The 26,670-nt window shown below is 68.3% G+C and carries 25 protein-coding genes; 11 read left to right on the forward strand and 14 right to left on the reverse strand.

Annotated features, from left to right (window positions below; genetic code table 11):
* Window positions 1-7 precede the first annotated feature (7 nt).
* On the forward strand, window positions 8-1,741 hold the full coding sequence (gene poxB / locus EPO52_RS00765; protein WP_290800620.1) for a ubiquinone-dependent pyruvate dehydrogenase: 1,734 nt from the start codon (window positions 8-10) through the stop codon (window positions 1,739-1,741).
* Here poxB and EPO52_RS00770 read toward each other — a convergent pair.
* Together EPO52_RS00770 and EPO52_RS00775 are read right to left on the reverse strand one after the other, a co-directional pair.
* Window positions 1,738-2,010 carry a PTS sugar transporter subunit IIB gene (locus tag EPO52_RS00770; protein WP_290800621.1) on the reverse strand — a complete coding sequence of 91 codons (273 nt, stop codon included), beginning with the start codon at window positions 2,008-2,010 and terminating at the stop codon, window positions 1,738-1,740. The two genes, poxB and EPO52_RS00770, sit on opposite strands and share 4 nt — an antisense overlap.
* A complete protein-coding gene (locus EPO52_RS00775) occupies window positions 2,007-2,489 on the reverse strand; it encodes a PTS sugar transporter subunit IIA (protein ID WP_290800623.1) in 483 nt (160 codons plus the stop codon). The genes EPO52_RS00770 and EPO52_RS00775 overlap by 4 nt, the downstream gene beginning before the upstream one ends.
* Before the next feature lie 156 nt (window positions 2,490-2,645).
* Between EPO52_RS00775 and EPO52_RS00780 the strand changes: the two genes are divergently transcribed.
* Window positions 2,646-3,062, forward strand: a complete 417-nt coding sequence (locus EPO52_RS00780) for a VOC family protein (protein WP_290800625.1) — start codon at window positions 2,646-2,648, stop codon at window positions 3,060-3,062.
* Between the two features lie 12 nt (window positions 3,063-3,074).
* Here EPO52_RS00780 and EPO52_RS00785 read toward each other — a convergent pair whose 3' ends face one another.
* Window positions 3,075-4,196, reverse strand: a complete 1,122-nt coding sequence (locus tag EPO52_RS00785; protein WP_290800627.1) for an adenosine deaminase — start codon at window positions 4,194-4,196, stop codon at window positions 3,075-3,077.
* A 141-nt stretch (window positions 4,197-4,337) separates the two neighbouring features.
* On the opposite strand from EPO52_RS00785, the gene EPO52_RS00790 reads away from it, so the two are divergent.
* On the forward strand, window positions 4,338-5,777 hold the full coding sequence (locus tag EPO52_RS00790; protein WP_290800629.1) for a hypothetical protein: 1,440 nt from the start codon (window positions 4,338-4,340) through the stop codon (window positions 5,775-5,777).
* An 88-nt stretch (window positions 5,778-5,865) separates the two neighbouring features.
* Here EPO52_RS00790 and EPO52_RS00795 read toward each other — a convergent pair whose 3' ends face one another.
* Both EPO52_RS00795 and EPO52_RS00800 read right to left on the reverse strand, forming a co-directional pair.
* Complete coding sequence (locus EPO52_RS00795; protein WP_290800631.1) at window positions 5,866-6,738, reverse strand: helix-turn-helix domain-containing protein; 873 nt, start codon at window positions 6,736-6,738, stop codon at window positions 5,866-5,868.
* Between the two features lie 24 nt (window positions 6,739-6,762).
* A complete protein-coding gene (locus EPO52_RS00800; protein WP_290800633.1) occupies window positions 6,763-8,004 on the reverse strand; it encodes an adenosylhomocysteinase in 1,242 nt (413 codons plus the stop codon).
* Between the two features lie 47 nt (window positions 8,005-8,051).
* Between EPO52_RS00800 and EPO52_RS00805 the strand changes: the two genes are divergently transcribed.
* Window positions 8,052-8,999 (forward strand): nucleoside hydrolase, encoded by a 948-nt coding sequence (locus EPO52_RS00805; protein WP_290800634.1) that lies wholly within the window; start codon window positions 8,052-8,054, stop codon window positions 8,997-8,999.
* Here EPO52_RS00805 and EPO52_RS00810 read toward each other — a convergent pair.
* The 9 genes from EPO52_RS00810 to EPO52_RS00850 all read right to left on the reverse strand — a co-directional run bounded on the left by EPO52_RS00810 (window position 8,996) and on the right by EPO52_RS00850 (window position 19,261).
* Window positions 8,996-9,514 (reverse strand): DinB family protein, encoded by a 519-nt coding sequence (locus EPO52_RS00810; protein ID WP_290800635.1) that lies wholly within the window; start codon window positions 9,512-9,514, stop codon window positions 8,996-8,998. The two genes, EPO52_RS00805 and EPO52_RS00810, sit on opposite strands and share 4 nt — an antisense overlap.
* A 142-nt stretch (window positions 9,515-9,656) precedes the next feature.
* Complete coding sequence (locus EPO52_RS00815) at window positions 9,657-10,949, reverse strand: thymidine phosphorylase (RefSeq protein WP_290800637.1); 1,293 nt, start codon at window positions 10,947-10,949, stop codon at window positions 9,657-9,659.
* Between the two features lie 85 nt (window positions 10,950-11,034).
* Window positions 11,035-11,451: a cytidine deaminase gene (locus EPO52_RS00820; RefSeq protein ID WP_290800639.1), complete on the reverse strand. Its 417-nt coding sequence runs from the start codon at window positions 11,449-11,451 to the stop codon at window positions 11,035-11,037.
* A gap of 10 nt (window positions 11,452-11,461) precedes the next feature.
* Window positions 11,462-12,799 (reverse strand): ABC transporter permease, encoded by a 1,338-nt coding sequence (locus EPO52_RS00825; protein WP_290800641.1) that lies wholly within the window; start codon window positions 12,797-12,799, stop codon window positions 11,462-11,464.
* Window positions 12,796-14,121 carry an ABC transporter permease gene (locus EPO52_RS00830; protein WP_290800643.1) on the reverse strand — a complete coding sequence of 442 codons (1,326 nt, stop codon included), beginning with the start codon at window positions 14,119-14,121 and terminating at the stop codon, window positions 12,796-12,798. Before EPO52_RS00830 ends, EPO52_RS00825 begins: the two co-directional genes overlap by 4 nt.
* A complete protein-coding gene (locus EPO52_RS00835; protein ID WP_290800645.1) occupies window positions 14,118-15,674 on the reverse strand; it encodes an ABC transporter ATP-binding protein in 1,557 nt (518 codons plus the stop codon). The genes EPO52_RS00830 and EPO52_RS00835 overlap by 4 nt, the downstream gene beginning before the upstream one ends.
* A gap of 108 nt (window positions 15,675-15,782) precedes the next feature.
* Window positions 15,783-16,865 (reverse strand): BMP family ABC transporter substrate-binding protein, encoded by a 1,083-nt coding sequence (locus EPO52_RS00840; RefSeq protein ID WP_290800647.1) that lies wholly within the window; start codon window positions 16,863-16,865, stop codon window positions 15,783-15,785.
* A gap of 179 nt (window positions 16,866-17,044) precedes the next feature.
* Window positions 17,045-18,115 carry a BMP family ABC transporter substrate-binding protein gene (locus EPO52_RS00845; protein ID WP_290800649.1) on the reverse strand — a complete coding sequence of 357 codons (1,071 nt, stop codon included), beginning with the start codon at window positions 18,113-18,115 and terminating at the stop codon, window positions 17,045-17,047.
* Between the two features lie 24 nt (window positions 18,116-18,139).
* Window positions 18,140-19,261, reverse strand: coding sequence for a mannose-1-phosphate guanylyltransferase (locus EPO52_RS00850; protein ID WP_290800651.1), 1,122 nt, complete (start codon window positions 19,259-19,261; stop codon window positions 18,140-18,142).
* Between the two features lie 166 nt (window positions 19,262-19,427).
* Here EPO52_RS00850 and EPO52_RS00855 point away from each other — a divergent pair, with 166 nt between their 5' ends.
* The 7 genes from EPO52_RS00855 to EPO52_RS00885 all read left to right on the forward strand — a co-directional run bounded on the left by EPO52_RS00855 (window position 19,428) and on the right by EPO52_RS00885 (window position 26,652).
* The gene (locus EPO52_RS00855) at window positions 19,428-20,561 is read left to right on the forward strand and encodes a glycosyltransferase family 1 protein (protein WP_290800652.1); all 1,134 of its coding nucleotides are present in this window, start codon (window positions 19,428-19,430) and stop codon (window positions 20,559-20,561) included.
* Window positions 20,562-20,761: 200 nt separating this feature from the next.
* A complete protein-coding gene (gene sdhC, locus EPO52_RS00860) occupies window positions 20,762-21,175 on the forward strand; it encodes a succinate dehydrogenase, cytochrome b556 subunit (protein ID WP_290800654.1) in 414 nt (137 codons plus the stop codon).
* Entirely contained in the window at window positions 21,175-21,627 is a 453-nt protein-coding gene (locus tag EPO52_RS00865) for a succinate dehydrogenase hydrophobic membrane anchor subunit (RefSeq protein ID WP_290800656.1), read from the forward strand. The genes sdhC and EPO52_RS00865 overlap by 1 nt, the downstream gene beginning before the upstream one ends.
* Before the next feature lie 16 nt (window positions 21,628-21,643).
* Entirely contained in the window at window positions 21,644-23,455 is a 1,812-nt protein-coding gene (gene sdhA / locus EPO52_RS00870) for a succinate dehydrogenase flavoprotein subunit (RefSeq protein WP_290800658.1), read from the forward strand.
* Window positions 23,455-24,222 carry a succinate dehydrogenase iron-sulfur subunit gene (locus EPO52_RS00875; protein WP_290800660.1) on the forward strand — a complete coding sequence of 256 codons (768 nt, stop codon included), beginning with the start codon at window positions 23,455-23,457 and terminating at the stop codon, window positions 24,220-24,222. The genes sdhA and EPO52_RS00875 overlap by 1 nt, the downstream gene beginning before the upstream one ends.
* A 189-nt stretch (window positions 24,223-24,411) precedes the next feature.
* Window positions 24,412-25,251, forward strand: a complete 840-nt coding sequence (locus EPO52_RS00880; RefSeq protein WP_290800662.1) for a DUF559 domain-containing protein — start codon at window positions 24,412-24,414, stop codon at window positions 25,249-25,251.
* A 159-nt stretch (window positions 25,252-25,410) separates the two neighbouring features.
* Window positions 25,411-26,652 carry a YhjD/YihY/BrkB family envelope integrity protein gene (locus tag EPO52_RS00885; protein WP_290800663.1) on the forward strand — a complete coding sequence of 414 codons (1,242 nt, stop codon included), beginning with the start codon at window positions 25,411-25,413 and terminating at the stop codon, window positions 26,650-26,652.
* Window positions 26,653-26,670 lie beyond the last annotated feature (18 nt).

The following is a 26,670-nucleotide window of genomic DNA, read 5'->3' on the forward strand; positions in this document are numbered from 1 at the left end:
TCGAGATATGACCACCATTGCGGACACCATCGTCGACATCCTCCACGACGCAGGCGTGCAGCGCGTCTACGGCCTGCCGGGCGATTCGCTCAACGGCTTCACGGATGCGATCCGCCGCGCCGGGACCGTGGAGTGGGCGCACGTGCGCCACGAGGAGGCCGCCGCCTTCGCCGCCGGCGCCGAGGCCGCCCTCACCGGTGAGCTCGCCGTGTGCGCGGGCAGTTGCGGTCCGGGCAACCTGCACCTCATCAACGGCCTCTTCGACGCGAACCGCAGCCGGGTGCCGGTGCTCGCGATCGCCGCGCAGATCCCGGCCTCGGAGATCGGCAGCACCTACTTCCAGGAGACCCACCCGCAGGAGCTCCTCCGCGAGTGCAGCGTCTACACCGAGCTCGTGAGCGTGCCCGAACAGCTGCCCCGGGTGCTGGAGATCGCGATGCGCACCGCCATCGAGCGGCGCGGGGTGGCCGTGGTGGTCATTCCCGGCGAGATCTTCCTGCAGGTCTCGAAGGGGCGGCCGAAGTCGGCGCCCATCACGGCGACCCGGAGCGTGGTGCGGCCGGCGGACGGCGAGCTGCAGAAGCTCGCCGGCATCCTGAACGCGTCGAAGAAGATCACCATCCTGGGCGGTGCCGGCACGCAGGGGGCGCACGAGAAGGTGGTGGCGCTGGCCGAGGCGCTCAAGGCACCCGTCGTGCACGCACTGCGCGGCAAGGAGTTCCTCGAGTACGACAACCCGTACGACGTGGGAATGACCGGCCTGCTCGGTTTCGCATCCGGGTACCGGGCCATCGAGAGCTGCGACACGCTGCTGATGCTCGGCACCGACTTCCCGTATCCGCAGTTCTACCCCTCGAAGGCCACGGTCATCCAGCTCGACCTGCGCGGTGAGCAGCTGGGCAAGCGCACGCCCATCGACCTCGGCCTCGTGGGCGACGTCGGAGACACCATCGACGCGCTGCTGCCGCTGCTCGACGCCCACCCGAACACCCATCACCTCGACTCGGCACTGTCGCACTACGCCAAGACGCGCAAAGAGCTCGATGGTCTGGCCGATGAAGACCGGCGCCACGAGCCGATCCACCCGCAATACGTCGCACGGCTGATCAGCGAGCTGGCCACCGACGATGCGGTATTCATACCGGATGTCGGCTCCCCCGTCGTGTGGGCCGCCCGCTATCTGCGCATGAACGGCTCCCGCCGGCTCATCGGATCGTTCGCCCACGGCAGCATGGCGAACGCGCTTCCGCAGGCGATCGGCGCCCAGAGCGCGTTCCCCGAGCGTCAGGTCGTGGCGCTCGCCGGTGACGGGGGCCTCGCGATGCTCTTCGGTGAACTGCTCACGCTGCGGCAGAACAAGCTGCCCGTGAAGATCGTGGTGTTCAACAACTCCTCGCTCAATTTCGTCGAGGTGGAGATGAAGGCCGCGGGCATCGTGAACTTCGGCACCGGGCTCGACAACCCGAACTTCGCCGATGTGGCGAACGCGATGGGCATCCACGGACAGCGGGTCGAGAACCCCGCCGACCTGTCGATCGCCTTACGCGCCGCGTTCGATCACGACGGCCCGGCGCTCGTGGACGTCGTGACGGCCAGGCAGGAGCTCTCGATCCCGCCCACCATCACGGCAGCGCAGGCAAAGGGCTTCACACTGTACGCGGTGCGCACGCTGCTGTCGGGCCGCGGCGACGAGCTCGTCGACCTGGCCGACACGAACGTGTTCCGGAGGTTGTTCAGCTAGCCGATGGCGGCCTCGAGTTTGGCGGCGATCTCGTCGAGGTCGAAGTAGTTCTGAATCACCACGATGTCGGCGTTCGTTCGGCCGATGGAGCCCACGAGCTCCGGCGACGTGAGGATGACCTGGGCACCGGCCGCGGCCACGGCCACGTTGGCGACATCCGATGCGCTCACATCGGCGTCGAGGCCGAGGCGGTCGAGCGCCCGCACGGCGTTGACCCGCAGGATCTCCGAGGTGCCGATACCCGCCCCACAGAGTGCAACGATCTTCATGAGTCTTCTCCCGACTGCGGATGCGCGGCTCCCAGCAGCCGTCGCACCTCGTCTCGACTGGTGGCGGCAGCCAGTGCCGGAATGAGGCTCTCGTCGTTGAACAGGTTGGCGAGAGACGCGACGGCGGCCACATGCTGGTCGGCCTCCGTGGCGGCCAGGCCGAGAATCACCGACACCGGGTCATTGTACGCATGGCCGAAGGTGACCGGTTCGGCCAGGGTGACCACGACGATACCCGGGGCCGTCACGTCGGGGCCCGGCCGCGCATGCGCCATGGCGAGCCCGGGCGCGATGACGATGTAGGGGCCGTACTCCTCGACGAGGGCGATCATGCGGTCGCCGTACGAGGGCTCGGAGCATCCGGAGGCCGTCAGCGCCGCGGCCACGGCCCGGATCGCCGAGCGCCAATCCGCTGCGGTCGCGTGCAGCGCGATCGCCGGATCGGGGAGCTGATCGAGCGGGGGGATCGAGAACGTCATCGTCTGGTAATCATGTCAGTTCCGCGTGGATGAAGCCGGGGAGTTCGCTGCACGCGCCACCGCGTGACGTTCTCGGCGAGGGTGCGCCCGGTCCCTTCCGGCGACGCCTGTCCGAGTCGTAGCGTGGGTCGCAGCCAACCCCGAGAGGACACCACCATGATCGAGAACTGGAAGATCGAGCTCATCGCCTTCCCCGTCACCGACATCGACCGCGCGAAGGCGTTCTACGTCGACCAGGTGGGCTTCGTGGCCGACCACGACGCCTCGCCCACCGAGGACATCCGTTTCGTGCAGCTCACCCCACCTGGTTCGGCCTGCTCCATCGCCTTCGGCAAGGGCGTCTCCACGATGCAGCCGGGCTCGCTGAAGGCCGTGCAGGTCGTCGTGCCGAGCGCCGCGGATGCCCACGCGCACCTGCGCGCGAACGGCGTCGAGTGCAGCGAGGTCATCGACGAGGGATGGGGTCTGTTCGTGTACTTCAGCGACCCCGATGGCAACTCCTGGGCGCTGCAGGAGCTGCCCGACTACGCCGCCATGGCCGCCGAGGGAGCCGCGGCAGCCACGCAGCCTTAGCAGTGGGCCTGCTCAGGCCTCGTCGAAGCCCTCCGAGATGGCGTCGGCGAGGTCTTCGCGGTCTTCGATCGGCAGGAAGGTGGCGGCGGCCGCGTTCAGCTGGAACACCTCGATGTCGGAGAGGTCGTAGCCGAAGGCATCCGTCAGCAGAGCGAGTTCACGGCTGATCGAGGTGTTGCTCATCAGCCGGTTGTCGGTGTTCACCGTCACCTGGAAGCCGAGCTGGTAGAGCAGGTCGAAGGGGTGATCGGCGAGGTCGTCGCCCCACTCGGAGATGGCACCCGTCTGCAGGTTCGACGAGGGAGAGAGCTCGAGTGCGATCTCGCGGTCTTTCACCCACTGGGCGAGCAGGCCGAGGCTCACGTAGGTGTTGTCGTCGTCCTGCCGCTCGATCTCGATGTCCTCCGCGATGCGCACCCCGTGGCCGAGGCGCAGCGCACGGCCGTGGAAGAGGGCGCCCTTGATGCTCTCGAGTCCGTCACCCTCGCCCGCGTGCACCGTGACCGGGAAGAAGTGGTGTGCCAGGTAGTCGAACGCCGCCAGCTGGTTCTTGGCGGGGAAGCCGAGTTCTGCGCCCGCGATGTCGAAGCCCACGACGCCGCGATCGCGGTGCCGCACGGCGAGTTCGGCGATCTCGAGTCCGCGGTCGGCGTGCCGCATCGCGGTGATCAGCTGGCCCACCCGGATGCTGCCTCCGGCGTTGCGCGCGTCATCCGTTCCGAGCTCGAGGCCTTCCTGCACGGCCTCCACGACATCGTCGAGCGAGAGCCCCTTGGTGAGGTGCTGCTCGGGGGCCCAGCGCACCTCTCCGTAGATCACGCCGTCGGCGGCGAGGTCGTTCACGAATTCGCGGGCCACCCGGATGAGTCCCTCCCGGGTCTGCATCACTCCGATGGTGACGTCGAAGGTGGCGAGGTAGCTGGGCAGCGAACCGGAGTCGGCGCTGTCTTCGAACCAGTCGGCCAGTTCGAGCTCGTCGTTCGAGGGGATCTTCAGGCCGATCGCGTCGGCGAGCTCGATGATGGTGCCGGGCCGCAGACCGCCGTCGAGGTGGTCGTGGAGCGACACTTTCGGCAGGGAATTGAAGCTGATGTCGGTTCCGGGGACGAGGTATTCCTCAGGCGCTGCGGTCATGGTTCCACCATAGGTCGTGGGGCGGTGCGGTGTCTCCGGCAGGGCGCCGACCCGCCCGGCTCCGAGGCGCCGACAGGTGTCGTTCACCGCCTCTAGGATGTTGTCACCGCGACAGCACGCGGCGGGAGAGGACCCACTCCGATGACCACTGAGAACACCGCATCCGGCGAGCCCGCGGGGCCCGAAGCGGGGCCGGCCGCGGAGCCCGCGGCCTCCGCGCCGCCCACGGCCTTCGCGCCGCCCGCAGTCTCCGAGCTGCCCGCGGCTTCCGCGCTGCCCGCGGCCGCCGCGCCGCCCGCGGCCTCCGAGCTGCCCGCGGCTTCCGAGCTGCCCGCCTTCCCGGCGATGACGGCCGCGCCCCAGACGGAATCCGGCCCCGTGCCATCCCGCCGGCGGAAGCGCCGCGGCTTCATCATCGCGGGCGCGACCATCGTGGCAGCCGGGGTTCTGGCCGGCGGTTTCTGGGGCTGGAGCGTCGTCGCGCGCTCCGATTACGACACGGCCACCGTGAGTCTCGCCGATGCCCAGAACGACGAGCGCGACGCCGTCAACGCCTTCCAGGCCCGGATTCCCAGCATCGATGGCGTGCTCGCCAGCCTGCAATCCGTGGCCGCGGCCCCGGAGTTCGCGGCCGACACCTCGGCGGAGGCGGAGCCGTTGCGAACCGCCATCACCGCGCTCAGCACGGTCGTCGAGGAGGTCGACGACCTGAGGGAGGTCACTGCGAGCGGTACTGACCCCGACTCGGGCACGACGGCACCGGATGCGACGCACGAGCTCGACGGGCGCACCGAACCGGAGGGCTACCGCCCGCCGTGGGAGCTCGTCTCGGCCACCGAGGCCGCGACCGGTGACGCCCGCGAGGCGCGCGACACGGCCGATTCGCTGAACACCGCGAACGACGCCGCAGCGGAGGCGCAGGACGCACTGGATGATCGCGAGAACGCCTACTTCGAGGGCCTCGGCGCACGAGGAACCGCCACGATCGCCGCGAGCCCTCTCGCCACGAAGGCCACCCAGGTGGACTTCACCCGGCTCATCGAACAGGCATCCGATCCCGCGGGCAGCTCCTCGCACGACGGGGCGTTCCTCTCCGCCTTCGCCGTCGCCGAGCGCGCGGTCACCGATTCACAGGCGAGGATGGCGGCGGAACAGAACGATCCGTCGCTGGCCGTGCGGCACGAGATCGAGGCCTACGCCCGCTCGATCAGCAATGGGATGACCCTCGATTTCGTGTGGGCACCGGAGGTCTCAGGGCTCGGGGAAGGCTGGCTCTCGGGCACGGCCCAGACCTGGCCCACCGACGGCGGCTGGGCGATCATCAGCCTCAACTACCCCATCGAGACGGAGTGGGACACCGACCGCAACCCTCGGGCGGTGGTGACCCACGAGGTCGGCCACACCCAGGCCTACCGCGACGCCTGCTGGAGTCTCTTCTCAGGACCGGTGTTCAACTCCGACGACGAGACGTGGGCCACGGCCTGGGCGATCGGCATGGGCTTCGACCTGCCGGGGTCCGGCATCGAGGCGTACGGGCGCCCGAGCGATGAGCAGATCGAGGTCGCCGCCCAGTGCCGGTGAGGCTCTCACCGTGCGAGACCAGGGTGTGTTTCCCGGGCGCCGGCACCGGAGCCTCATCCGCTGCCGGACTCCGTGGTCGTCGGCCCCGTCAGAGGCCCAGTGACGCACTGATGCGCATCACGGCGGCGCGCGTCAGCTCCCGCACGCGCTCTGCCGGAACGCTGCTGTAGCTCGTGGCCACGTAGGGAACCGTGAGGGCGGCGAGCGCGGTGCGGGCGCGGTTCAGCACCGGGAAAACGACATCCGTCACTGACGGCTGCAGCGGGTCGGACCGCTCCACGAACCCGTCATTCCGGATGCGACGAAGAATCGCCCCGTCGACGTCACCCTCTCGCCGCCCGCTAGGCCGCGCCACCTCGCGGGAGGCATCATCGTCTTCCCCCTCGTCGATGGCTGCCGGATGCCGCACCAGCGCATCGGAGGCGCCATCGGAGGCCGCATCGGAGACGCCCCCAGCCGCCATGTCGACCGTATCGCCGAACAGGAGGTCGACCGGCCCGATCATGCTCTCGCCCCCGAAGGCGCTCAGCACGGCTCCTGTCGCCGTGGTCTCGAGCGGGAACAGCGCTCCCACCCGCACGCGGAAGCCGAAATCGGCCGGGCTCTCCACCTGGGCCACTACGCGCACTCCGCCGCTCTCGAGCACGCTGAGGTTGCACGACTGGCCCGTGGCGGCGGCCAGCTCCCGCATGGGGCCGAGCGCGGCATCCGTCAGCGAGCGCAGCGGCTCCTGGCGGTGCGAGAGGTCGAAGAGGCGCAGCGAGAGCGAGTAGGCCCCACTCTGGGCATCGCGATAGAGGTAGCCACGACGCTCGAGTGTGGTGAGCACACGGAAGATCTGACTCGGCGAACGGTCGACCGCCTGCGCGATCTCGAGCTGGCTGAGAGCGGGGCGATCAGCGAGCACCTCGAGGATGTCGAGCGCTTTCTCGAGCGCGGGCACCGCGTAGTCGGGTGGCATGTCGATTCCTCCTCGGGCCGGGGCCTATTCGGAGGCGCTCATCGCCGCCAGCATGCGCCGGGCGATGGTGCGATCGATGTCGTCGGGAACGGGTTGCGCGCCCGGAACGAGGGAGGCGGCATCCGTCGCCACCCGTTCGAGTGAGAGGGTCTGCAGCAGGAACCCCAGGTCCATCGACTCGAGCGAGTTGCCCTTCGGCTCCCGCCCGGCGAGGTTGAACATGCGGCCCCCGGCAATGAGCACCACGTGCCGCCCATCGGGCAGGTCGATGCGCTCGATGGCCTCCACGATCTCGCGGCTGCCCGTGGACGCCGCACGCAGGCCCGGTACGTCGATCTCCCACGGGAAGTGGCCGCAGTTGGCCAGGATGGCGCCGTCGCGCATTCGCCCGATGGTGTCGAGGCCCAGCACGCCCGGATGCCCGGTGGCCGTGATGAACACGTCGCCCCACTCCGCGAGTGCCGGGCCGCCGCCGACCTCCGTCGACACCCGGAATCCATCGAGCGCGGCCTCGAACGCCTTCAGCTCGTCGACCTCCACCACGGCGACCTTGGCCCCGAGCGCGCGCAGGTAGTGCGCCACCCCGCGACCGCACCAGCCGTACCCGAACACCACGAAGCGCCGCCCGGGAACCATGAGGTTGGTGATGCGCATGAAACTCTCGACCACCGACTGACCGACGGCGTGCTTGTTCTCGCCGATGGCCTTCAGCAGGCTGTCGTTGATCACGATCATGGGGAACGGCACCGCTCCCGCGAGCTCGCCGCGCAGCCGGTCTCCCCCCGAGGTGGTCTCCTCGGTGCCGCCGAGGATGCCCGCCGCCGTGCCGTCGCCCACGACGCCGGCCGCGAGGTCGCCGCCGTTGTCGAGCAGCATGTCGGGGGCCGCATCGAGAACCCTCCGGATGTTGGCGTGATGCTGCTCCAGTGTGTCGTCGCGCGCACCGAACAGCGTCATGCCGGCGCCGCTCGCGTTGAGGAATGCCACGACGTCGTCCTGCGTGGAACCGTGGTTGCCCGTGCCGACGATCTCGGCGCCGCCGGCCGCCAGTGTCTCGAGCAGCACGGCCGTCTTCGGCTCGATGTGCAGTGACATGCCGATGCGGTGCCCCGCGAACGGCCGCGTGGCGGCGAGGTCGGCGCGGGCCGCGGCGAGCAGCGGCATGCGCGAGCGGATCCACTCCACCCGGGCGGCGCCCTGTGCGATGAGACCCTGTGCGACGAGACCCTGTGCGTCGGGCGCGGAACCGGAAACGTTCGATGTCATGCGGCGATCATACACAGATGAATTCTGTTTTCATATATGCTTCTCCCATGCCCACGAAGATCATCCTCGACTGCGATCCCGGTCACGACGACGCCATCGCTCTCCTGCTCGCCCACGGCAATCCCGACATCGAGCTGCTCGCCGTCACCACCGTCGTGGGCAACCAGACCCTCGAGAAGGTCACCCGCAACGCCCTCTCGGTGGCGCGGGTGGCGGGCATCACGGGCGTGCCGTTCGCCGCCGGATGCGCGCGCCCGCTGGTGCGGCCCATCGAGGTCGCTCCCGACATCCACGGCGAGTCGGGGCTCGATGGGCCCGTGCTGCCCGATCCGGTGCAGCAGCTCGACGGCCGGCACGCCGTCGACCTCATCATCGACACGATCATGGCGCACGAACCGGGCACCGTCACGCTCGTGCCCACCGGCGGCCTCACCAACATCGCGATGGCCGCGCGCAAGGAGCCGCGCATCGTGCCGAGGGTGAAAGAGGTGGTGCTGATGGGCGGCGGCTACAACGTGGGCAACTGGAGCGCCACCAGCGAGTTCAACATCATCATCGACCCCGAGGCCGCGCACATCGTGTTCAACGAGTCGTGGCCGCTCACCATGGTGGGGCTCGACGTCACGCACCAGGCCCTCGCCACCCCCGAGGTGGTGGAGCGCATCCGGGCCATCGGCACCTCGCCGTCGCAGTTCGTGGTGGAGCTGCTCGCGTTCTTCGCCCACACCTACCTCGAAGCGCAGGGCCTCGACCACCCGCCCGTGCACGACCCGTGCGCCGTGGCGCAGGTCATCGACCCCTCGGTGATGACCACGCGCACCGTTCCGCTCGACGTGGAGCTCACGGGAACCTTGACACTCGGCATGACCGTGGCCGATTTCCGCGGCCCTGCACCGGAGGGCTGCACCACGAAGGTGGCGATGCAGCTCGATCACGAGAAGTTCTGGAACCTCATCGTCGATGCCCTCGAGCGCATCGGCGAGCCCTCCGTCTAGCCTCGCACGTCGTGCAGGTGGTGCACCGGGTCGTGGATGAAGTAGCGGGCGAGGGTGTCGACCGTGAAGGCAGATCCGTCGCCTCGGTAGCCGCGCCGCTCCCACGCGTCGTCGGGCACCGCCTCGAGAGCATCGGCAAGGGCCTCCGCCGCCTCGGTGAGCTCGGCCGACACGGTGGCGGGGTTCTGCTCGTTGTAGCGCTCCTCGATCGCCGTGGCATCCTGATCCCAGTTGGCGAATTCAGGGTCGTCTTCGTCGAGCATGAGCGCGAACCGAACGCGGAAGATGCGGAACACGTCTCGCACGTGCGCGGAGTATTCGAGCGCCGACCAGGTGGCATCATCCGGTCGCACGGCCACATCCGCGCGCTGCAGAACGGCGGGCCAGGCCGCCGCGTTCGCACGGAGCAGGCCGGGCACGTCGCGCGCCGCCGTGGCGGAGGAGTCGAAGCCGCACTCGGGGCACTCCCGCTCGAGCACCCACGTCCAGTTCTTGTCATCGGGAACGATAGCCATTCCCCCACGCTAGAGCTGACGCCCGAGCACCCGCCACCCACTTCTGGCCACGCCCCCCACACTTTCTGCCAGGCGCTCGCCCGCGGCGTCACTCGTCACGCGAAGGCCCTTGTCTTGGCGCGACGAGTGACGCTTCGGGAGGCTACGAGATGCGCTCGGCCACCAGAGGCGCCTCACCGAAGTACTCCGACGCGTCGCCGATCGAGTAGGCCCCCTCGAGCGACTCCAGAGCACGCTCGAAGCGCTCCGGCTCATCGGCCGACAGGGTGAACAGGGGCTGCCCCGCCACCACGGCGTCGCCCGGCTTCGCAAGCAGGTCGATACCGGCGGCGTGCTGCACGGCGTCCTGCGCGCGAGCGCGGCCGGCGCCGAGACGCCAGGCGGCGATGCCGAAGGCGAGCGCATCCTGCCGCAGCACGACACCCGAACGCGGCGCCACCACGGTGTGGGTCTCCCGCGCCACGGGCAGAGCGGCCGTGGGGTCGCCGCCCTGGGCCCGGATGACGCGGTTCCACGAGTCCATCGCACGTCCATCGGCGAGCGCGGCGGCCACATCGGCATCGGGCTGCCCGGCGAGGCGCAGCATCTCCGCCGCGAGCGCTATGGTGAGCTCCACGACATCCGCCGGCCCACCGCCCGCGAGCACCTCGACGGACTCGCGCACCTCGTTGGCGTTGCCGATGGCACGGCCGAGCGGCACGTGCATGTTGGTGAGCAGGGCCGTGGTGCGCACGCCGGCGTCGTTGCCGAGGTCGACCATGGTGCGGGCGAGCTCGCGCGAGAGGTTGATGTCCTGCATGAACGCGCCCGAGCCGAACTTCACGTCGAGCACGAGCGAGTCGGTGCCCTCGGCGATCTTCTTCGACATGATCGACGACGCGATGAGCGGGATGGCCTCGACCGTTCCGGTGATGTCACGCAGGGCGTAGAGCTTCTTGTCGGCGGGCGCGAGGCCCGATCCGGCGGCGCAGATCACCCCGCCCACCGACTCCAGCTGGGCGAAGATCTCCTCGTTGGAGAGCGAGGCGCGCCATCCGGGAATCGACTCGAGCTTGTCGAGCGTGCCTCCCGTGTGCCCGAGGCCGCGGCCCGAGAGCTGGGGCACCGCCACGCCGAACGACGCCACGAGGGGCATGAGCGGCAGCGTGATCTTGTCGCCCACCCCGCCGGTGGAGTGCTTGTCGACGGTGGGCTTGCCGAGGCCGGAGAAGTCCATCCGCTCGCCCGAGGCGATCATGGCGAGGGTGAGATCGCGGATCTCCTCCCGCGACATCCCGTTCAGCACGATCGCCATGGCGAGTGCCGACATCTGCTCGTCGGCCACGTACCCGCGCGTGTACGCGTCGATCAACCAGTTGATCTCGGCGGTCGTGAGCGTGCCGTGATCGCGCTTGGTACGGATGAGGTCGACGACGTCGTGCGCTTCGGTGGCCATGCAGTGGTTCCTAACTATCGGTCCGCAGATCCGTCACTTTTTGCGCGAAACAGCGGAGATTCGCGCAAAAAGTGACGGATCCGGATTACTCCGCGAGCGACTCTTCGCGGTACTCCACGAGGGTGCGGGGGCCGAAGGCATCCGGGATCACCTCGTCGATCGTCTTGATGCCCGACACGGTCTCGAGCAGCATCCCCTCCGCCGAGTGCTCGAAGAGCAGCTGGCGGCACCGGCCGCACGGCATGAGCGCGTTGCCGTGCCCGTCGACGCAGGTGAACGCCACGAGCTTGCCGCCGCCCGTCATGTGCAGCGACGACACGAGCGCGCACTCGGCGCAGAGCGTCAACCCGTAGGAGGCGTTCTCGACGTTGCAGCCCGAGATCACCCGCCCGTCGTCGACGATGGCAGCAACACCCACGGGGAACTTGGAGTACGGCACGTAGGCCTTCTCCATCGCCTCGAGCGCGACGGCCCGCAATGAATCCCAATCGATTTCAGCCATGGTGCGCCTCCTAAGACCCGACGTAGGGTTTGCCGGATGCCGCCGGCCCGCGCGACTTGCCCACGAGCCCGGCCACCGCGAAGATCGTCACCACGTACGGCAGCATCAGCATGAACTCCGACGGCACCGGCGACCCGATGATGCCGAGCACGTTCTGCAGGTTCGACGCGAAGCCGAACAGCAGTGCGGCGAGCGTGGCCCGGATGGGGTCCCACCGTCCGAAGATCACCGCCGCGAGCGCGATATAACCGGCACCCGCCGTCATCTCCTTGTTGAACGCACCCACCGAGCCGAGCGTGAAGTACGCCCCACCGAGACCGGCGATCGCGCCGGCGAGCGACACGTTCCAGAACCGGGTGCGGTTCACCTTGATGCCCACGGTGTCGGCGGCCTGCGGATGCTCACCCACGGCCCGCACACGCAGGCCCCACTTGGTCTTGAACAGCGCGTAGAACACCACGGCCACGGCGATGTACATGAGGTACACCACGATGGTCTGCCGGAACAGCGTGGGCCCGATCACGGGGATCTCCGACAGCAGCGGGATCGGGATGCGGTCGAACCGCGGCGGCGAGTTCAGCAGCGTGGGGTTCGCGGTCAGCACCTGCGAGTACAGGAACGAGGTGAGGCCCGTGACGAGCACGTTGAGCACCACACCCACGATCACCTGGTCGACGAGGTACTTGATCGAGAACGCCGCGAGCACGAACGACACGAGGGTTCCCGCGATGACCGCACCGAGCAGACCGATGAACGGGTTACCGGTGACGGATGCCACCACCGCCGACACGAACGCGCCGGCGAGCAGCTGGCCCTCGATCGCGACGTTGACCACACCGACGCGCTCCGAGATCACGCCGCCCATGGCACCGAAGATCAGCGGCACCGAGAGCGACACCGTTCCGATCAGCAGGCCGGGGACGGGGATGGTCTGCCCCGCGGATGCCCAGGTGAGGAACGCGATGAGGAACAGCACCGCGAACACCACGATGATCCACAGCCGCACCCGCCGGCCCGAGCTCACCAGCCAGGCCGAGAGCGCCGCGATCGCGACGAGCAGCACCGTGATGACGATGCCGGTCGGCCGGGTGGGCAGCACGACATCCGGCAGCTGGATGAGGTCGGAGTCGGTGGAGAGTCGGAAGGTGGAGTCACCGTCGCGCCCGAAGGCCACGAACAGGATGATGGCGCCGAGGGCGAAGACACCGAAGGCGATGGGCGCCTTCCAGCTCTTCACGAGCACGGTCGCGAGCGAACCCCCGGCAGGTGCGTCGGGATGGTTGTGCTCGGTGGGCGGGAGGCCGCCCGAGGGGGCCAGGTTTCCGCGGTTGGGGATGATCTCGCTCATTTCGCGGTCACCGCCTCTCCGGTCGAGGCCGAGACCGGGGTGGCGGTGGGGGCCTTCGGCGCCTTCGGCTTCTTCGGCTTCGAGGGATCGGGCAGGCGGAACACCGTGCGGATGAGCGGCGGCGCCGCGATGAACAGCACGATGAGCGACTGCACGACGAGCACGATGTCGATCGGGATGCCCTGCGACGCCTGCATCGCGAATCCACCGGCCTTGAAGGCACCGAACAGGATGCCCGCGATGAAGATGCCCCACGGCTTCGACCGCCCGAGGAGGGCCACCGTGATGGCGTCGAATCCGATGCCCGCATCCAGCCCCGAGCTGAAGCCCGAGGAGAGCGGGCCGAGCACCTGCGACACACCGGCGAGACCGATCAGGGCCCCGGAGATGACCATGGCGTAGACGTACATGTTCTTCACGTTGATGCCGGCCACCCGCGCCGCATTGGGATTGATGCCCACGGCCCGGAACTTGAAGCCGAGCGACGAGCGATTCAGCAGCCACCACACGAAGAACGTGGCCGCGATCACCAGGATGAACCCGAAGTTCAGGTTGAACTGGGGCCCGAAGAGATCGGGGAACACCGCCGTGGAATCGAGCGCCGGCGACTTCGGGTTGTTCGAGCCGGGCGCCTGCAGGATCGGCGTGCGCAGCAGGTACGACACGAGATAGAACGCCACGTAGTTGAGCATGATCGTGACGATCACCTCGTGGGCTCCGGTGCGCGCCTTGAGGAAGCCCGCGATGCCTCCCCAGATGCCTCCACCGATGAGGCCGGCGATGACCGCCACCACCATGTGCAGACCCCAGGGCAGGTGGAGGGTGAAGCCCACCCAGCCGGCGCACGCGGCGGCGATGAGCATCTGGCCGCGGCCACCGATGTTGAACATGCCGACGCGGAACGCGAGACCCACACCGAGGCCCGCCACGATCAGGGGCGTGGCGAACGAGAGCGTCTCGGTGATCGGCTTGATCTGGTCGAGGAACTGGGGCCGGTTCGGGTTGAACACCGCTCCCTGGAAGAGCGCGACGTACGCTCCGGATGCGGCCTTCCAGATCTCCGCGAGGGTGTCACCGGGCCGGGCGAAGAAGTAGCCCGCCGCCTTCTGCACGTTCTCGTCGGTGATGGCGATCAGGATGCCGCCGGCGATGAGCGCGAGCACCACCGCCAGGATCGAGATCATCACGCTTCCGCCGATGATCTCGTTGAAGGTGGTGCGCCAGCGCGAGGGCGGCTCGACCGCAGGAGGCGCCGTCGGCGTCGCAGGCCCGACCGGCGCAGCCGCCGCGGGAGCAGGGGTGTTCTGGGTGCCGTCGCTCACGCGATGATTCCTTCCGTGTCGGCGGGCTCGGCCGGGTCGACCGGCAGCTCTGCGGGGGCCGGTTCACCCGCCATCATGAGTCCCAGGATGTCGCGGGGCGTATTGCCGGGCACGATGCCCACGATCCCGCCGCGGTACATCACCGCGATGCGGTCGGCGAGCGCGACGACCTCGTCGAGCTCGGTCGACACGACCACCACGGGGATGCCCTCGTCGCGCGTGGCGACGATCCGCTTGTGCACGAACTCGATCGAGCCCACATCGATACCGCGGGTGGGCTGAGCGGCCACGAACAGCCGCAGCTCCCTCGACAGCTCGCGCGCCAGCACGACCTTCTGCTGGTTGCCGCCCGAGAGACGGCCGACCTCCGTCTGGATGCCCTGCGAACGCACGTCGAACTCTTTCGACTTCTCTTCGGCGAACGTGTTGAGGTAGCTCAGCTGCAGCGAGCCGCGCTTCACGAAGGGCTCCGACTCCGAGCGGTCGAGCATGAGGTTCTCGGCGATGGTGAACTCGCCCACCAGTCCGTCTTCCTTGCGGTCTTCCGGCACGAAGCCGACGCCGGCGTCGAGCACTTTGCGCGGGGTGAAGCCCGAGATCGAGCGCCCGTCGAGCGTGACGGATCCGGTCACCCTGTCCTGCAGGCCCATCAGCGCCTCGGTGAGCTCGGTCTGACCGTTGCCCTGCACGCCCGCGATGGCGAGGATCTCCCCCGCCTTCACGTCGAACGACACGTCGTTCACGGTGACCTGGCCCCGGGCATCGATGACCGAGAGGTTCTCGACGACGAGCGCGGGGGCGCCCGGCGTGGCCGGCTCCTTGTGCACGGTGAGCTCGACGGCGCGGCCCACCATGAGCGAGGCGAGCTCGGCGTTGGTGGCGGTGGGCGATGCCTCGCCCACGACCTTGCCGAGGCGGATGACCGTGATGCGGTCGGCCACCTCACGCACCTCGCGGAGCTTGTGGGTGATGAAGACGATGGAGGTGCCGCGCTCTTTCAGCAGCCGCATGATGGCCATCAGCTCATCGGTCTCCTGCGGGGTGAGCACCGCGGTTGGCTCGTCGAACACGAGAACCTGGGCGTCGCGGGAGAGGGCCTTGATGATCTCGACCCGCTGCTGGACGCCGACGGGGAGATCGTCGACCAGCGCATCCGGATCGACGTCGAAGCCGAACCGGTCGCTGATCTCGCGCACCTGCTTGCGTGCCGCGGTGAGGTCGAGCCGGCCGGCGAAACCGGTCTGTTCGTGGCCGAGCATCACGTTCTCGGCGACGGTGAACACGGGGATCAGCATGAAGTGCTGGTGCACCATGCCGATACCGGCGTTCATGGCATCGCCCGGCCCTGCGAAGTGCTGGACGACGTCGTCGAGCACGATCTCGCCCTCATCGGCCTGGTAGAGGCCGTAGAGCACGTTCATGAGGGTGGACTTGCCGGCGCCGTTCTCGCCGAGAAGGCAGTGGATCTCGCCCGGCTCGACCGTGAGGTCGATGTGGTCGTTGGCGGTGAGGGCACCGAATCGTTTCGTGATGCCCCGAAGTTCGAGCTTCATAAAGTCAATCTACCTACCTGCCGAGGTCAGTCCAGCACGGAGCTTTGGCCATTAAAGAAGTCGGGGGGACCAGCAAGGCTGGTCCCCCCGACCGAGTGTCTTCAGATATTACGGGGTGGAAGGCGACTCGACCGTGATCGAGCCGTCGATGATCCCCTCGGTGATCTTGTCGAGCTCACCCTGCAGGTCGGGCGAGACCTTGCTCTCGAAGTCGTGGAACGGCGCGATGCCGACTCCGTCGTTCTCGAGGGTGCCCACGAACGGGGTGGCGTCGAAGTTGCCCGCGGCAGCGGTGTCGACGACGTCGACCACGCCGGCCTTCACGCCCTTCAGCACCGAGGTGAGGAAGAGGCTCGAGAGGTCGGGAGCGGTGAGGTAGTTGTCGGAGTCGACACCGATCAGCGCGATGTCCTTGCCCGAGTCCTTGATGGCCTCACCGGCGGAGAGGAAGATCGGGCCACCGACGGGGAGGATGACGTCTGCACCCTGGTCGATGAGGCCCTGGGCCGCGGTCTTGGCCTCGACACCGGCGGCGAAGCCTCCGGTGAAGACACCGGTCTGGCCGGCGACGTCCCAGCCGATGGCCTTGACGCTCGTGCCCTTCTGGGTGTTGTAGTAGTTGACGCCGTCGACGAAGCCGTCCATGAAGATGGTGACCGACGGGATCTGCATGCCACCGAAGGTGCCGACGGTGCCCGACTTGCTGTAGCTCGCGGCGGAGTAGCCGGCGAGGAACGCAGCCTGGGCGGTGTCGAAGACGATGGGCTTGACGTTGTCGGCCTCGATCGACGAGTCGTCGATGATCGAGAAGTCGACGTCGGGGTTGGCCGTGGCGGCCGCCTTGGTGGCGTCGGCGAGGAGGAAGCCGACGGAGATGATGAGGCTGCAGTTCTGCGAGACGAGGTTGTCGATGTTCGGCTCGAAGTCGGTCTCAGCAGCCGACTCGACCGTGACGGGCTCGACGCCGAGCTTGTCGGCGGCCTCGGTGATGCCTTCGAAGCCGGCCTGGTTGAACGACTTGTCGTCGAATCCACCCGAGTCCGAGACCATGCAGGGAACGAAGTCGCTCGCGGCGGCGGCGGTGCCCGTGGATGCGGTGTCCGACGGCGCGGACGCGCATCCGGCCAGAAGAGCTGCCACGCCCAGGGTGGCGAAGCCGGCCAGGCTGGCGCGGCGCATGTTGATGCTCAAGATGTCCTCCAAGATGCTGCCCTGCAAGGTGCGCAGGGGCTGTGTGGGAGTCCACGTTACCGAATGTGACGCCCCGCAACAGAGGTGCGACCCCATAGCAGCCCAAGCGTTACAAAGCCGCGATCACGCCGTAACGTGCGCGAAATGTCCACCCCTCGCACCTGAAACGCAACCGGGCGTCACGGCGTGCTGGGCGACGTCACCGTGATCGCGCCCGACACGATCTGCCCCTTCAGATCCTCGAGTTCGGTGGACAGGGCGGCCGGCACCCGCGGCTCGAGATCGTGGAAGGGAGCGAGCGCCACTCCGCCGTTCTCGAGGGTGCCCACGAAGGGGTCCGACGAGAACGTGCCGTCGATGTCGTCGCCGACGATGCCCACCACGGCATCGCCGGTGTTCTTCATCACGCTGGTGAGCACGATCGGGTGGTACTCGGCGGGCAACGTCTCGTAGCCGTCGTTGTCGACCCAGATGATCGACGCGGTACCCGACTCGAGAGCAGCGGATGCCGCCCCCTCGCCCACCTGGCCGGCGACCGGCAGGATGACGTCGGCACCCTGGTCGATGAAGCCCTGAGTCACCGTCTTGCCCTTGTTGATGTCTTCGAAGTCGCCCGTGAACACGCCGTCCTGGGCGGCCTTGTCCCACCCGAGGGCCTGCACCTGGGTGCCGTGCACCTCGTTGTACTTCGCGACGCCGTCGACGAAGCCGTCCATGAAGAGGGTGACCGGGGGCTGGTTGCCGCCGCCGAAGGTGGCCACCTTGCCGGTCTTCGAGACGCCGGCGGCGAGGTAGCCGGCGAGGTACGAGGCCTGCGCGGTGTCGAACAGGATCGGCTTCACGTTCGGGGCGGTCACCGTCTCGTCGACGATCGCGAAGTGCGTGTCGGGGTTGGCGGTGGCTTCTTCGAGGGTGGCGTCGGCGAGCTCGTAGCCGACCGTCAGCACGAAGCCGCATCCGCTCTGCACGGCCTGGGCGACATTCGGTGCCAGGTCGGTCTCGCCCGTCGAGACGAGAACCTGGGCGTCGATCCCGAACTGCTTCTGCGCCTCCTGCAGCCCCTCCCAGCTCGACTGGTTGAAGCTGCGATCGTCGAGACCACCGGAGTTCGTCACCATCCGCGCGCAGTAATCGCCCGCCGCGCCCGTGGCCGCATCCGTGCTGCCCGACGGCGCCGGAGCGCACCCGCTCAGAACGAGGGCGACAGCCCCCAGAACGGTTCCAATGGCGACAACCCCGGTGCGTCTCATACCTGAAGTCTAGGGAATCGCTCCCTACAGCACGTCCCCGCTACCGCCTGCGCGGAGTGCATCCACCACGGACTTGACCCGCTGCGCGTGCTCGCTCGTGGTGACCAGGAGCGCATCCGGGGTGTCGACCACCACGATGTCGCGCACGCCGATGAGGCTGATCACGCGCTTCGACTGCGACACCACGATGCCGCTCGACGAGTCGGCCAGCACGCGGGCGTTCTTGCCGAGGATGGCGAGGTCGGTGCCGCGGCCCGAGGAGTGCAGCTTGGCGATCGACGCGAAGTCGCCCACGTCGTCCCAGTCGAAGTCGCCCGGGATCACGGCGAGCGTGCCCGCCGCGGCGGCCGGCTCGGCCACCGAGTAGTCGATGGCGATCTTCTTCAGGGTGGGCCAGATCTTGTCGACCATCTCGCCGCGCTTCGGGGTGTCCCACGCCTCGGCGAGCGCCAGAACGCCCGCGAGCAGCTCGGGCTCGGTGGCGCCCAGCTGCTCGAGCAGCTTGTCGGCGCGCGAGATGAACATGCCCGCGTTCCAGAGGTAGTTGCCCGCGTCGAGGTAGCCCTTGGCCGTGGCGAGGTCGGGCTTCTCGACGAAGTTGGTGACCACGAGCGCATCGGGGGCGCCCTCCACCTCGAGCGTGTCGCCGCAGCGGATGTAGCCGAAGCCGACGGCCGGGTCGGTGGGCGTGATGCCGATGGTGACGATGTAGCCGGCATCCGCCACCTCGACGCCCTGCGCCACGGCGGCGCGGAAGCGGTCGGGGTTGGCGATCACGTGGTCGGCCGCGAAGGACCCGATGATCACACCGGGCTCGCGCTTCTCCAGGATGGCGGCGGCCAGCGCGATGGCGGCGGTGGAGTCGCGCGGCTCGCTCTCGAGCACCACGTTGTGGTCGCGCAGGTTCGTGAGTTGCTCCTCGACCGCGGCACGGTGCGCGCGGCCGGTGACCACCATGATCCGCTGTTCACCGGAGAGGGGCGCCAGGCGGTCGAAGGTGTCGCGCAGCAGGCTCTGGCCCGATCCGCTCAGGTCGTGCAGGAATTTCGGGGCGTCGGCCCGGGAGAGGGGCCAGAGCCTCGATCCGATGCCACCGGCGGGGATGACGCTGTACAGCCGGTCGATCGCGGAGGGTGTTGAGTTCATGCGGCACAGCCTACCGAGGTCTGCTGAACGCCCCTCCCGGTGCGACGCCGGGTGGTGGCCAGCCGCTCATCGTCGCGCCATCCGCCTGTCACCCCCGCGTCACCTGGCCTTCGTAGTTTCAGAGCGTGGCCGGATGCGGCCTCACCTTGAACCGCGGAGGCACCTCATGCGAGTAGCCATTGTCAGCGAATCATTCCTCCCTACCGTCAACGGGGTCACCGGCAGCGTCTGCAAGGTGCTCGACCACCTCGCCGACAACGGCCACGATGCCATCGTGATCGCCCCCGCCGCCGGTTCACCGGCCCGTTACCGCGGGTTCCCCGTGCACCAGGTGCCGGCCGTGGCCTACCGCCAGTTCCCGGTGGGCATCCCGAACCCGCAGGTCGCCCGCCTGATCGCCCGGTTCCAGCCCGACGTGCTGCACGCGGCATCCCCGTTCCTCCTGGGTGCGCAGGCCATCGCGGCGGCGAATCGCCAGGGCGTGCCGAGTGTCGCCATCTTCCAGACGGATGTCGCGGGCTACGCCAAGCGCAACCGCCTCGGTCAGGCCTCGAAGCTGGCCTGGCGCTTCGTGCGCTGGATCCACGACGGCGCCGACCTCACCCTCGCCCCCTCTCGCGCCTCGCGCTCCGACCTCGAGGCGGCCGGCGTGCAGCGCATCAAGCTCTGGGGCCGCGGCGTCGACCTGCAGCGCTACCACCCGAACAACCGGATGCGCCCCTCCGTGCAGGCCCTGCACGACGTGCTCGCGGGCGGCTCGACCGACGCGGTCGTGGGCTACGTCGGCCGCATCGCGCCCGAGAAGGGCCTCGAACGGCTCGCCGCGCTCCGCGGCATGCCCGGCATGCGTCTCGCGATCGTGGGCGACGGGCCCTCGGATGCGCTCATCCGCTCCCAGCTGCGCGGCATGCCGGTGACCTTCCTCGGCCGGCTCTCCGGAACCGAACTCGCCGACGCCTACGCGAGTTTCGACGTGTTCGCGCACACCGGCACCGAGGAGACCTTCGGCCAGACGCTGCAGGAGGCGCACGCATCCGGGCTCCCCGTGATCGCACCGGCCTCCGGCGGTCCGCTCGACCTCGTGCGGCACGGCGACGACGGCTACCTGTTCGACCCGGAGTCGCTGCAGGACTTCCGGATGCACGTGGGAGCCGTCGTGGCCGACCCGGCCATGCGGCTCCGCATGGGTGAGGCGGGGCGCCGAGCGGTGATCGGCAACTCGTGGCAGGCTCTGGGAGATGAGCTGCTCGGGCACTACCGATCGGTGCTCACGCGCACTCCGGTTCGCTCACACAGCTGAATACAACCGGGTATTCGTGAGGCGTCTCGGCTTGTATTTATGCGGGATCGCCGGAATTCCGGGGCTGTATACAACTAAGGCCGCCCTAACAATGCAGTCAGGCCTTTGCGGGCTTAGACTGATCCAGATCGTCTCTCGAAAACTCCCCGTTCGATGTGGGGGCGAAGGCGAACTCAACGTCAAGCCAAGGAGGGTTGTTCATGCCTGAGAATTCGGCAGGAACGATGACACCACGGCGGCCAGCTGGCACTCTCTACCGCGGCCGTGAAGGCATGTGGTCGTGGGTGCTGCACCGCATCACGGGTGTCGCGATTTTCTTCTTCCTGCTCGTGCACGTGCTCGACAGTTCGATGGTGGCTGTCGCACCGGGCGCGTACAACGCAGTGATCGACACCTACAAGAACCCGATCATGGGCCTCGGCGAGATCGCACTCGTCGGAGCGATCGTGTTCCACGCCTTCAACGGCATCCGCATCATCCTGATCGACCTCTGGTCGAAGGGCGCGAAGTTCCAGCGCGTGATGTTCTACGTGGTGATCGGCCTCTGGGTGGTCACGATGGCCGGGTTCATCCCCCGCCAGATCATGGTGATCCTGAGTGAGGTGGCGCACTGATGTCGACGACGATCGCCTCTCCCCGCTCCCCCTACTCGGCTCCCCGCAACCGCGGCGTGAACTGGGAGAAGTGGGGCTGGATCTACATGCGCGCCTCGGGCGTCGTGCTGATCATCCTCATCTTCGGCCACCTGTTCGTGAACCTCGTGCTCGGCGAAGGCGTCAAGGGCATCGACTTCGCCTTCGTGGCCGGCAAGTGGGCCAACCCGTTCTGGCAGGTCTGGGACCTGCTCATGCTCTGGCTCGCCTTCATCCACGGCGGCAACGGCATGCGCACGATCGTGAACGACTACGCGACGCGGCCGCTGACCCGCAAGATCCTCCTCGCCGCCATCCTCGTGTCGGTCGTGGTGGAGATCGCGCTCGGCACCGTGATCATCTTCGCGTTCGACCCCTGCCCCGTGGGATCGCCGGCCGATCTGCTGCCGTCGTTCTGCCCCGTCAACCAGTAAGTAGCGCGTCAATCAGATGAGTGAGCCTGTGACCCAGTTCGAAGACGGCGCCGTGATCGACGGCGTCCACTACCACCAGTTCGACATCGTGATCGTGGGTGCCGGCGGCGCCGGCATGCGCGCGGCCATCGAGGCCGGCCCCAAGGCCAAGACGGCTGTCATCTCCAAGCTGTACCCCACCCGGTCGCACACCGGTGCGGCGCAGGGCGGCATGGCGGCGGCACTCGCCAACGTCGAAGAAGACAACTGGGAGTGGCACACCTTCGACACCGTCAAGGGCGGTGACTACCTGGTAGACCAGGATGCCGCCGAGATCCTGGCGAAGGAGGCCATCGACGCGGTCATCGACCTCGAGAACATGGGTCTGCCCTTCAACCGCACGCCCGAGGGCAAGATCGACCAGCGTCGCTTCGGCGGCCACACCCGCGACCACGGCAAGGCGCCGGTGCGCCGTGCCTGTTACGCCGCCGACCGCACGGGCCACATGATCCTGCAGACGCTGTTCCAGAACTGCGTGCGCCTCGGCATCAACTTCTTCAACGAGTACTACGTGCTCGACCTCGTGATGACCGAGGTCGACGGTGTGAAGAAGCCCTCCGGCGTCGTGGCGTTCGAGCTGTCGACCGGTGAGATCCACGTCTTCCAGGCCAAGGCCGTCATCTTCGCCACCGGCGGCTTCGGCAAGATCTACAAGACCACGTCCAACGCGCACACCCTCACGGGCGACGGCGTCGGCATCATCTGGCGCAAGGGTCTGCCGCTGGAGGACATGGAGTTCTTCCAGTTCCACCCCACAGGGCTCGCCGGGCTCGGCATCCTCCTCACCGAGGGAGCGCGAGGCGAGGGTGCCATCCTCCGCAGCGCCTCGGGCGAGCGCTTCATGGAACGCTACGCCCCCACCATCAAAGACCTCGCGCCGCGCGACATCGTGGCGCGCTGCATGGTGCAGGAAGTGGCCGAGGGCCGCGGTGCCGGGCCGCACAAAGACTACGTGCTGCTCGACTGCACCCACCTGGGCGCCGAGGTGCTCGAGACGAAGCTGCCCGACATCACCGAGTTCGCCCGCACCTACCTCGGTGTCGACCCGGTCGTCGAGCCCGTGCCCGTGATGCCCACGGCCCACTACGCCATGGGCGGCATCCCCACCAACATCAAGGCCGAGGTGCTCTCCGACAACGACACCGTGGTGCCGGGCCTGTACGCCGCCGGCGAGTGCGCCTGCGTGTCGGTGCACGGATCGAACCGTCTCGGCACCAACTCGCTGCTCGACATCAACGTGTTCGGCAAGCGAAGCGGCAACAACGCCGCCGAGTACGTGCAGACGGTCGACTTCACCCCCCTGCCCGAGAACCCGGCGGGAGCCATCGTCGACCTCGTGGCGTCGCTGCGGAACGGAACCGGCACCGAGCGCATCTCCGCCATCCGTAAAGAGCTGCAAGACGAGATGGACAAGAACGCCCAGGTGTTCCGCACCGATGAGTCGCTCGCATCCGTCACGGCCACGATTCATCGCCTGCGCGACCGGTACCGCAACATCCAGGTGCAAGACAAGGGCAAGCGCTTCAACACCGACCTGCTCGAGGCCATCGAGCTCGGGTTCCTGCTCGACCTGGCCGAGGTCGTCGTCTACTCGGCGCGCAACCGTCAGGAGTCGCGCGGTGGCCACATGCGCGACGACTTCCCGAAGCGCGACGACGACACCTACATGAAGCACACCATGGCGTACCTCTCGGGTGACCCGCACTCGAGCGACGCCGCCGACCACATCCGGCTCGACTGGAAGCCCGTCGTCGTGACGCGGTACCAGCCGATGGAGAGGAAGTACTGATGACGCTCGTCGCCGACTCGCCCGCTGGCGCACCCGTTCCCGAGGCCCCGATCGAGGCCTTCACGGTCACGCTGATCATCCGCCGCTTCGACCCGGACGTCGATGACGAGCCGCGCTGGCAGGACTTCGACGTGCAGATGTTCGCCACCGACCGCATCCTCGACGCCCTGCACAAGATCAAGTGGGAGCAGGACGGGTCGCTCACCTTCCGCCGCTCCTGCGCGCACGGCATCTGCGGCTCGGATGCGATGCGCATCAACGGCCGCAACCGCCTGGCCTGCAAGACGCTCATCAAAGACCTCGACATCTCGAAGCCGATCTACGTGGAGGCCATCAAGGGCCTGCCGCTCGAGAAAGACCTCATCGTCGACATGGACCCGTTCTTCGAGTCCTTCCGCGAGGTGCAGCCCTTCCTTCAGTCGCAGACCGCTCCCCCGAAAGACAAGGAGCGCATCCAGTCGGTCGCCGACCGCGCCCGCTTCGACGACACCACGAAGTGCATCCTCTGCGCCGCGTGCACGTCATCGTGCCCCGTGTTCTGGACCGACGGGCAGTACTTCGGCCCCGCTGCCATCGTGAACGCGCACCGCTTCATCTTCGATTCGCGCGATGAGGCGGCACAGACACGCCTCGACATCCTGAACGACAAAGAGGGTGTGTGGCGCTGCCGCACAACCTTCAACTGCACGGATGCCTGCCCCCGCGGCATCCAGGTCACCCAGGCCATCGCCGAGGTCAAGCAGGCCATCATGCGCGGCAAGCCCTGAGCCTTCCCTTCGGGAAACGACGGAGCCTCAGTCCACCTACGGACTGAGGCTCCGTCGTTTCCGGGATGGTGGCCGAATCTCCGACGACTCGGCGACTCGGCGTTCCTCCACCGATTCGGCGGGTGACGAATTCTCCACCGATGTCGGGTGCCGAGCGTGCGGGTCGGCTGCACCCCGCAGGCTCGACGGATGCGCCATGCCGACGATCCCCTTCTCCCCGAGTTCTCGACGCCCCGGTCGCTGGCCGAGGTCGGGCTGTCGGAACACCGAGTCGCCCAACTGGTGCGTGCCGGGTCGATCGTTCGTGTGCGTCACGGACACTATGCGCGACGGGACGCCCGAACGGACCTGGTTCGCGCGGTTCGCGTCGGCGGGCTTCTGACCTCCTATCCGGCACTGAAGCAGTGGGGACTCTGGTGCCCGCCCGATGACGATCGGCTGCATGTCTCGGTGAATGCCCACGCCCGAGCCCTCCGCGATCCCGACACGGGCCGACGCCTCGGCTCGCGCTCCGACGTCGTCATCCACTGGAACAGCGCGACGTCGCTCGTGAACGCGGGAATCGTGGCGCCGGCCCGAGCCATCCGCGATCTGCCGCCCGACCTCGACCCGGCCTACGCGGTTGCGGCGATCGACTCGGCGCTCCGCATCGCCGCCTGCACCCGCGACGAGATGGTGAGCGCGTTCGAGGTGGATCGCCGGCTGACCCGCGCACTCCGCCAGGCCGACCCGCGCGCCGAGTCGGGTACGGAATCGGTCGCCAGGATCCGGCTCGCCGCTGCGGGAATCCACCCCGAGGTGCAGGTACCGATCGGGCGGTACCGGGTCGACTTCCTCGTCGCCAAGCGGGTGGTGGTCGAGGTCGACGGCAAGGAGTTCCACGACACCGAGTCCACGTTCGAGCGCGACCGCCGACGCGCCGCCGAGCTCACTCGGCGCGGCTTCCGCGTGCTCCATTTCAGCTACTCGCAGGTGCCCTACGACTGGTCTGCCTGCCTCGCCGCCATCCGCGCCGCCGTCGCCCTCTGAAAGCGCAGTGGACACGGTGCCGCCGTCTCGGCACCGTCGGAAACGACGGAACTTCTGGTTGATGACGGACAGCATCACCGTCATCTCCTTGAAGGCGCCCAGAAGTCCGTCGATTCCTGCGGGGCGCGGGGAGGCGGGAGTCGTGCCTAGGCTTGGAGCATGAGTGATGGCCGGGGTGCGCGAACGCGCGTGGATGCGAGTGACACCGCGACAACGGATGGGGGCAACTCGGCCGACCCCGCCGACAGAGCGACCACGCGGTCGTCCAGGGCCGGGCGGCCCTCGATCGAGGTGACGGAGAAGGCCGATGCACCCGCGAAGCCGCAGGGCGGCATCCAGCGGTTGATCGCGTGGGTGATGGCCCTGCGGCCGGTTCGGGTGTTCCTGCGGTTCGGGGCCAGCGGTGGCGAGATCATGGCGTCGGGCATGTCGTTCCAGGCCGTGTTCGCCGTGTTCGCCGGCATCTGGGTGGGGTTCTCGATCTTCGGCATCGTGCTCGCGTCGAACCCGCAGTTGATGGATGCCGTGGTCGCCCAGCTGAGCAATGCGATCCCCGGCCTCATCGGCGAGGGGGGCGCGATCGACCCGGAGGCCCTCTCGCAGGCGCGCATCTTCGGCTGGACGGGCGCCATCGCCCTGGTCGGACTGGTGCTCACCGCCGTGCGCTGGCTGGCATCGACGCGCGACTCCATCCGGCGCCTGTTCAGACTCGACCCGCCCACCACGAATCCGGTCATCCTGAAGCTCAAGGACTTCGGTCTGGCTCTGGCCTTCGGCATCGCCATCGTGCTCTCGTCGGCGGTGAGCCTCATCAGCAACCAGGGTCTCGCGCTGGTGTTCGACCTGTTCGGCGTCGACACCGAGTCGCCCCTCGCGCTGGTCGCGGTCTGGCTGCTCGGCGTGCTCGTGGTCTTCCTCTTCGACAGCGTCGTGCTCGGCGTCGCCTTCCGCGTGCTGTCCGGGGTGAAGATCCCGCGCCGGCGCCTGATCGTCGGTGCGGCGATCGGCGGCGCAGCCCTGGGCGTGCTCAAGATCCTCGGCACCCAGCTGCTCGGCGGCGCCACCTCGAATCCGCTGCTGGCGTCGTTCGCGGTGATCATCGGGATCATGATCTTCCTCAACCTGGTGTGCCGCGTCATCCTCATCTCGGCCACCTGGATCGCGGTCGGCATGGACGACGCGGGCATCGACGCCCGCGCGCTCTCCCCGGAGCAGCAGGAGCAGGAGCGTCTGCAGCGGGTCGCGGATGCGCGCGACACCCTCGTGCAGGCCGAACGCGAGCGGCTGCAGAACGAGCTGGCCAGCACCCACGGTCTCGCCCGGCGTCGTGTGCGCAAGAAGCTCGAGCGGCTCGAGGAACTCGACGAGGCCCGCGCGGTGGAGCTCGCGAAGAAGCACTGAGCGCCGCATCCACCGCAG

The sequence above is a fragment of the Herbiconiux sp. genome (assembly GCF_004297105.1).
Classification (GTDB): domain Bacteria; phylum Actinomycetota; class Actinomycetes; order Actinomycetales; family Microbacteriaceae; genus Herbiconiux.

Coding starts and splice junctions, on each gene's coding strand:
- EPO52_RS00885 (WP_290800663.1), top strand. CDS start 25,411: ATGAGTGATGGCCGGGGTGCGCGAACGCGCGTGGATGCGAGTGACACC.
- EPO52_RS00820 (WP_290800639.1), bottom strand. CDS start 11,451: ATGGCTGAAATCGATTGGGATTCATTGCGGGCCGTCGCGCTCGAGGCG.
- EPO52_RS00800 (WP_290800633.1), bottom strand. CDS start 8,004: ATGACATCGAACGTTTCCGGTTCCGCGCCCGACGCACAGGGTCTCGTC.
- EPO52_RS00855 (WP_290800652.1), top strand. CDS start 19,428: ATGCGAGTAGCCATTGTCAGCGAATCATTCCTCCCTACCGTCAACGGG.
- EPO52_RS00770 (WP_290800621.1), bottom strand. CDS start 2,010: ATGAAGATCGTTGCACTCTGTGGGGCGGGTATCGGCACCTCGGAGATC.
- EPO52_RS00795 (WP_290800631.1), bottom strand. CDS start 6,738: ATGCCACCCGACTACGCGGTGCCCGCGCTCGAGAAAGCGCTCGACATC.
- poxB (WP_290800620.1), top strand. CDS start 8: ATGACCACCATTGCGGACACCATCGTCGACATCCTCCACGACGCAGGC.
- EPO52_RS00825 (WP_290800641.1), bottom strand. CDS start 12,799: ATGAGCGAGATCATCCCCAACCGCGGAAACCTGGCCCCCTCGGGCGGC.
- EPO52_RS00780 (WP_290800625.1), top strand. CDS start 2,646: ATGATCGAGAACTGGAAGATCGAGCTCATCGCCTTCCCCGTCACCGAC.
- EPO52_RS00805 (WP_290800634.1), top strand. CDS start 8,052: ATGCCCACGAAGATCATCCTCGACTGCGATCCCGGTCACGACGACGCC.
- EPO52_RS00815 (WP_290800637.1), bottom strand. CDS start 10,949: ATGGCCACCGAAGCGCACGACGTCGTCGACCTCATCCGTACCAAGCGC.
- EPO52_RS00810 (WP_290800635.1), bottom strand. CDS start 9,514: ATGGCTATCGTTCCCGATGACAAGAACTGGACGTGGGTGCTCGAGCGG.
- EPO52_RS00865 (WP_290800656.1), top strand. CDS start 21,175: ATGTCGACGACGATCGCCTCTCCCCGCTCCCCCTACTCGGCTCCCCGC.
- EPO52_RS00845 (WP_290800649.1), bottom strand. CDS start 18,115: ATGAGACGCACCGGGGTTGTCGCCATTGGAACCGTTCTGGGGGCTGTC.
- EPO52_RS00790 (WP_290800629.1), top strand. CDS start 4,338: ATGACCACTGAGAACACCGCATCCGGCGAGCCCGCGGGGCCCGAAGCG.
- EPO52_RS00775 (WP_290800623.1), bottom strand. CDS start 2,489: ATGACGTTCTCGATCCCCCCGCTCGATCAGCTCCCCGATCCGGCGATC.
- sdhA (WP_290800658.1), top strand. CDS start 21,644: ATGAGTGAGCCTGTGACCCAGTTCGAAGACGGCGCCGTGATCGACGGC.
- EPO52_RS00880 (WP_290800662.1), top strand. CDS start 24,412: ATGCGCCATGCCGACGATCCCCTTCTCCCCGAGTTCTCGACGCCCCGG.
- sdhC (WP_290800654.1), top strand. CDS start 20,762: ATGCCTGAGAATTCGGCAGGAACGATGACACCACGGCGGCCAGCTGGC.
- EPO52_RS00850 (WP_290800651.1), bottom strand. CDS start 19,261: ATGAACTCAACACCCTCCGCGATCGACCGGCTGTACAGCGTCATCCCC.
- EPO52_RS00875 (WP_290800660.1), top strand. CDS start 23,455: ATGACGCTCGTCGCCGACTCGCCCGCTGGCGCACCCGTTCCCGAGGCC.
- EPO52_RS00785 (WP_290800627.1), bottom strand. CDS start 4,196: ATGACCGCAGCGCCTGAGGAATACCTCGTCCCCGGAACCGACATCAGC.
- EPO52_RS00835 (WP_290800645.1), bottom strand. CDS start 15,674: ATGAAGCTCGAACTTCGGGGCATCACGAAACGATTCGGTGCCCTCACC.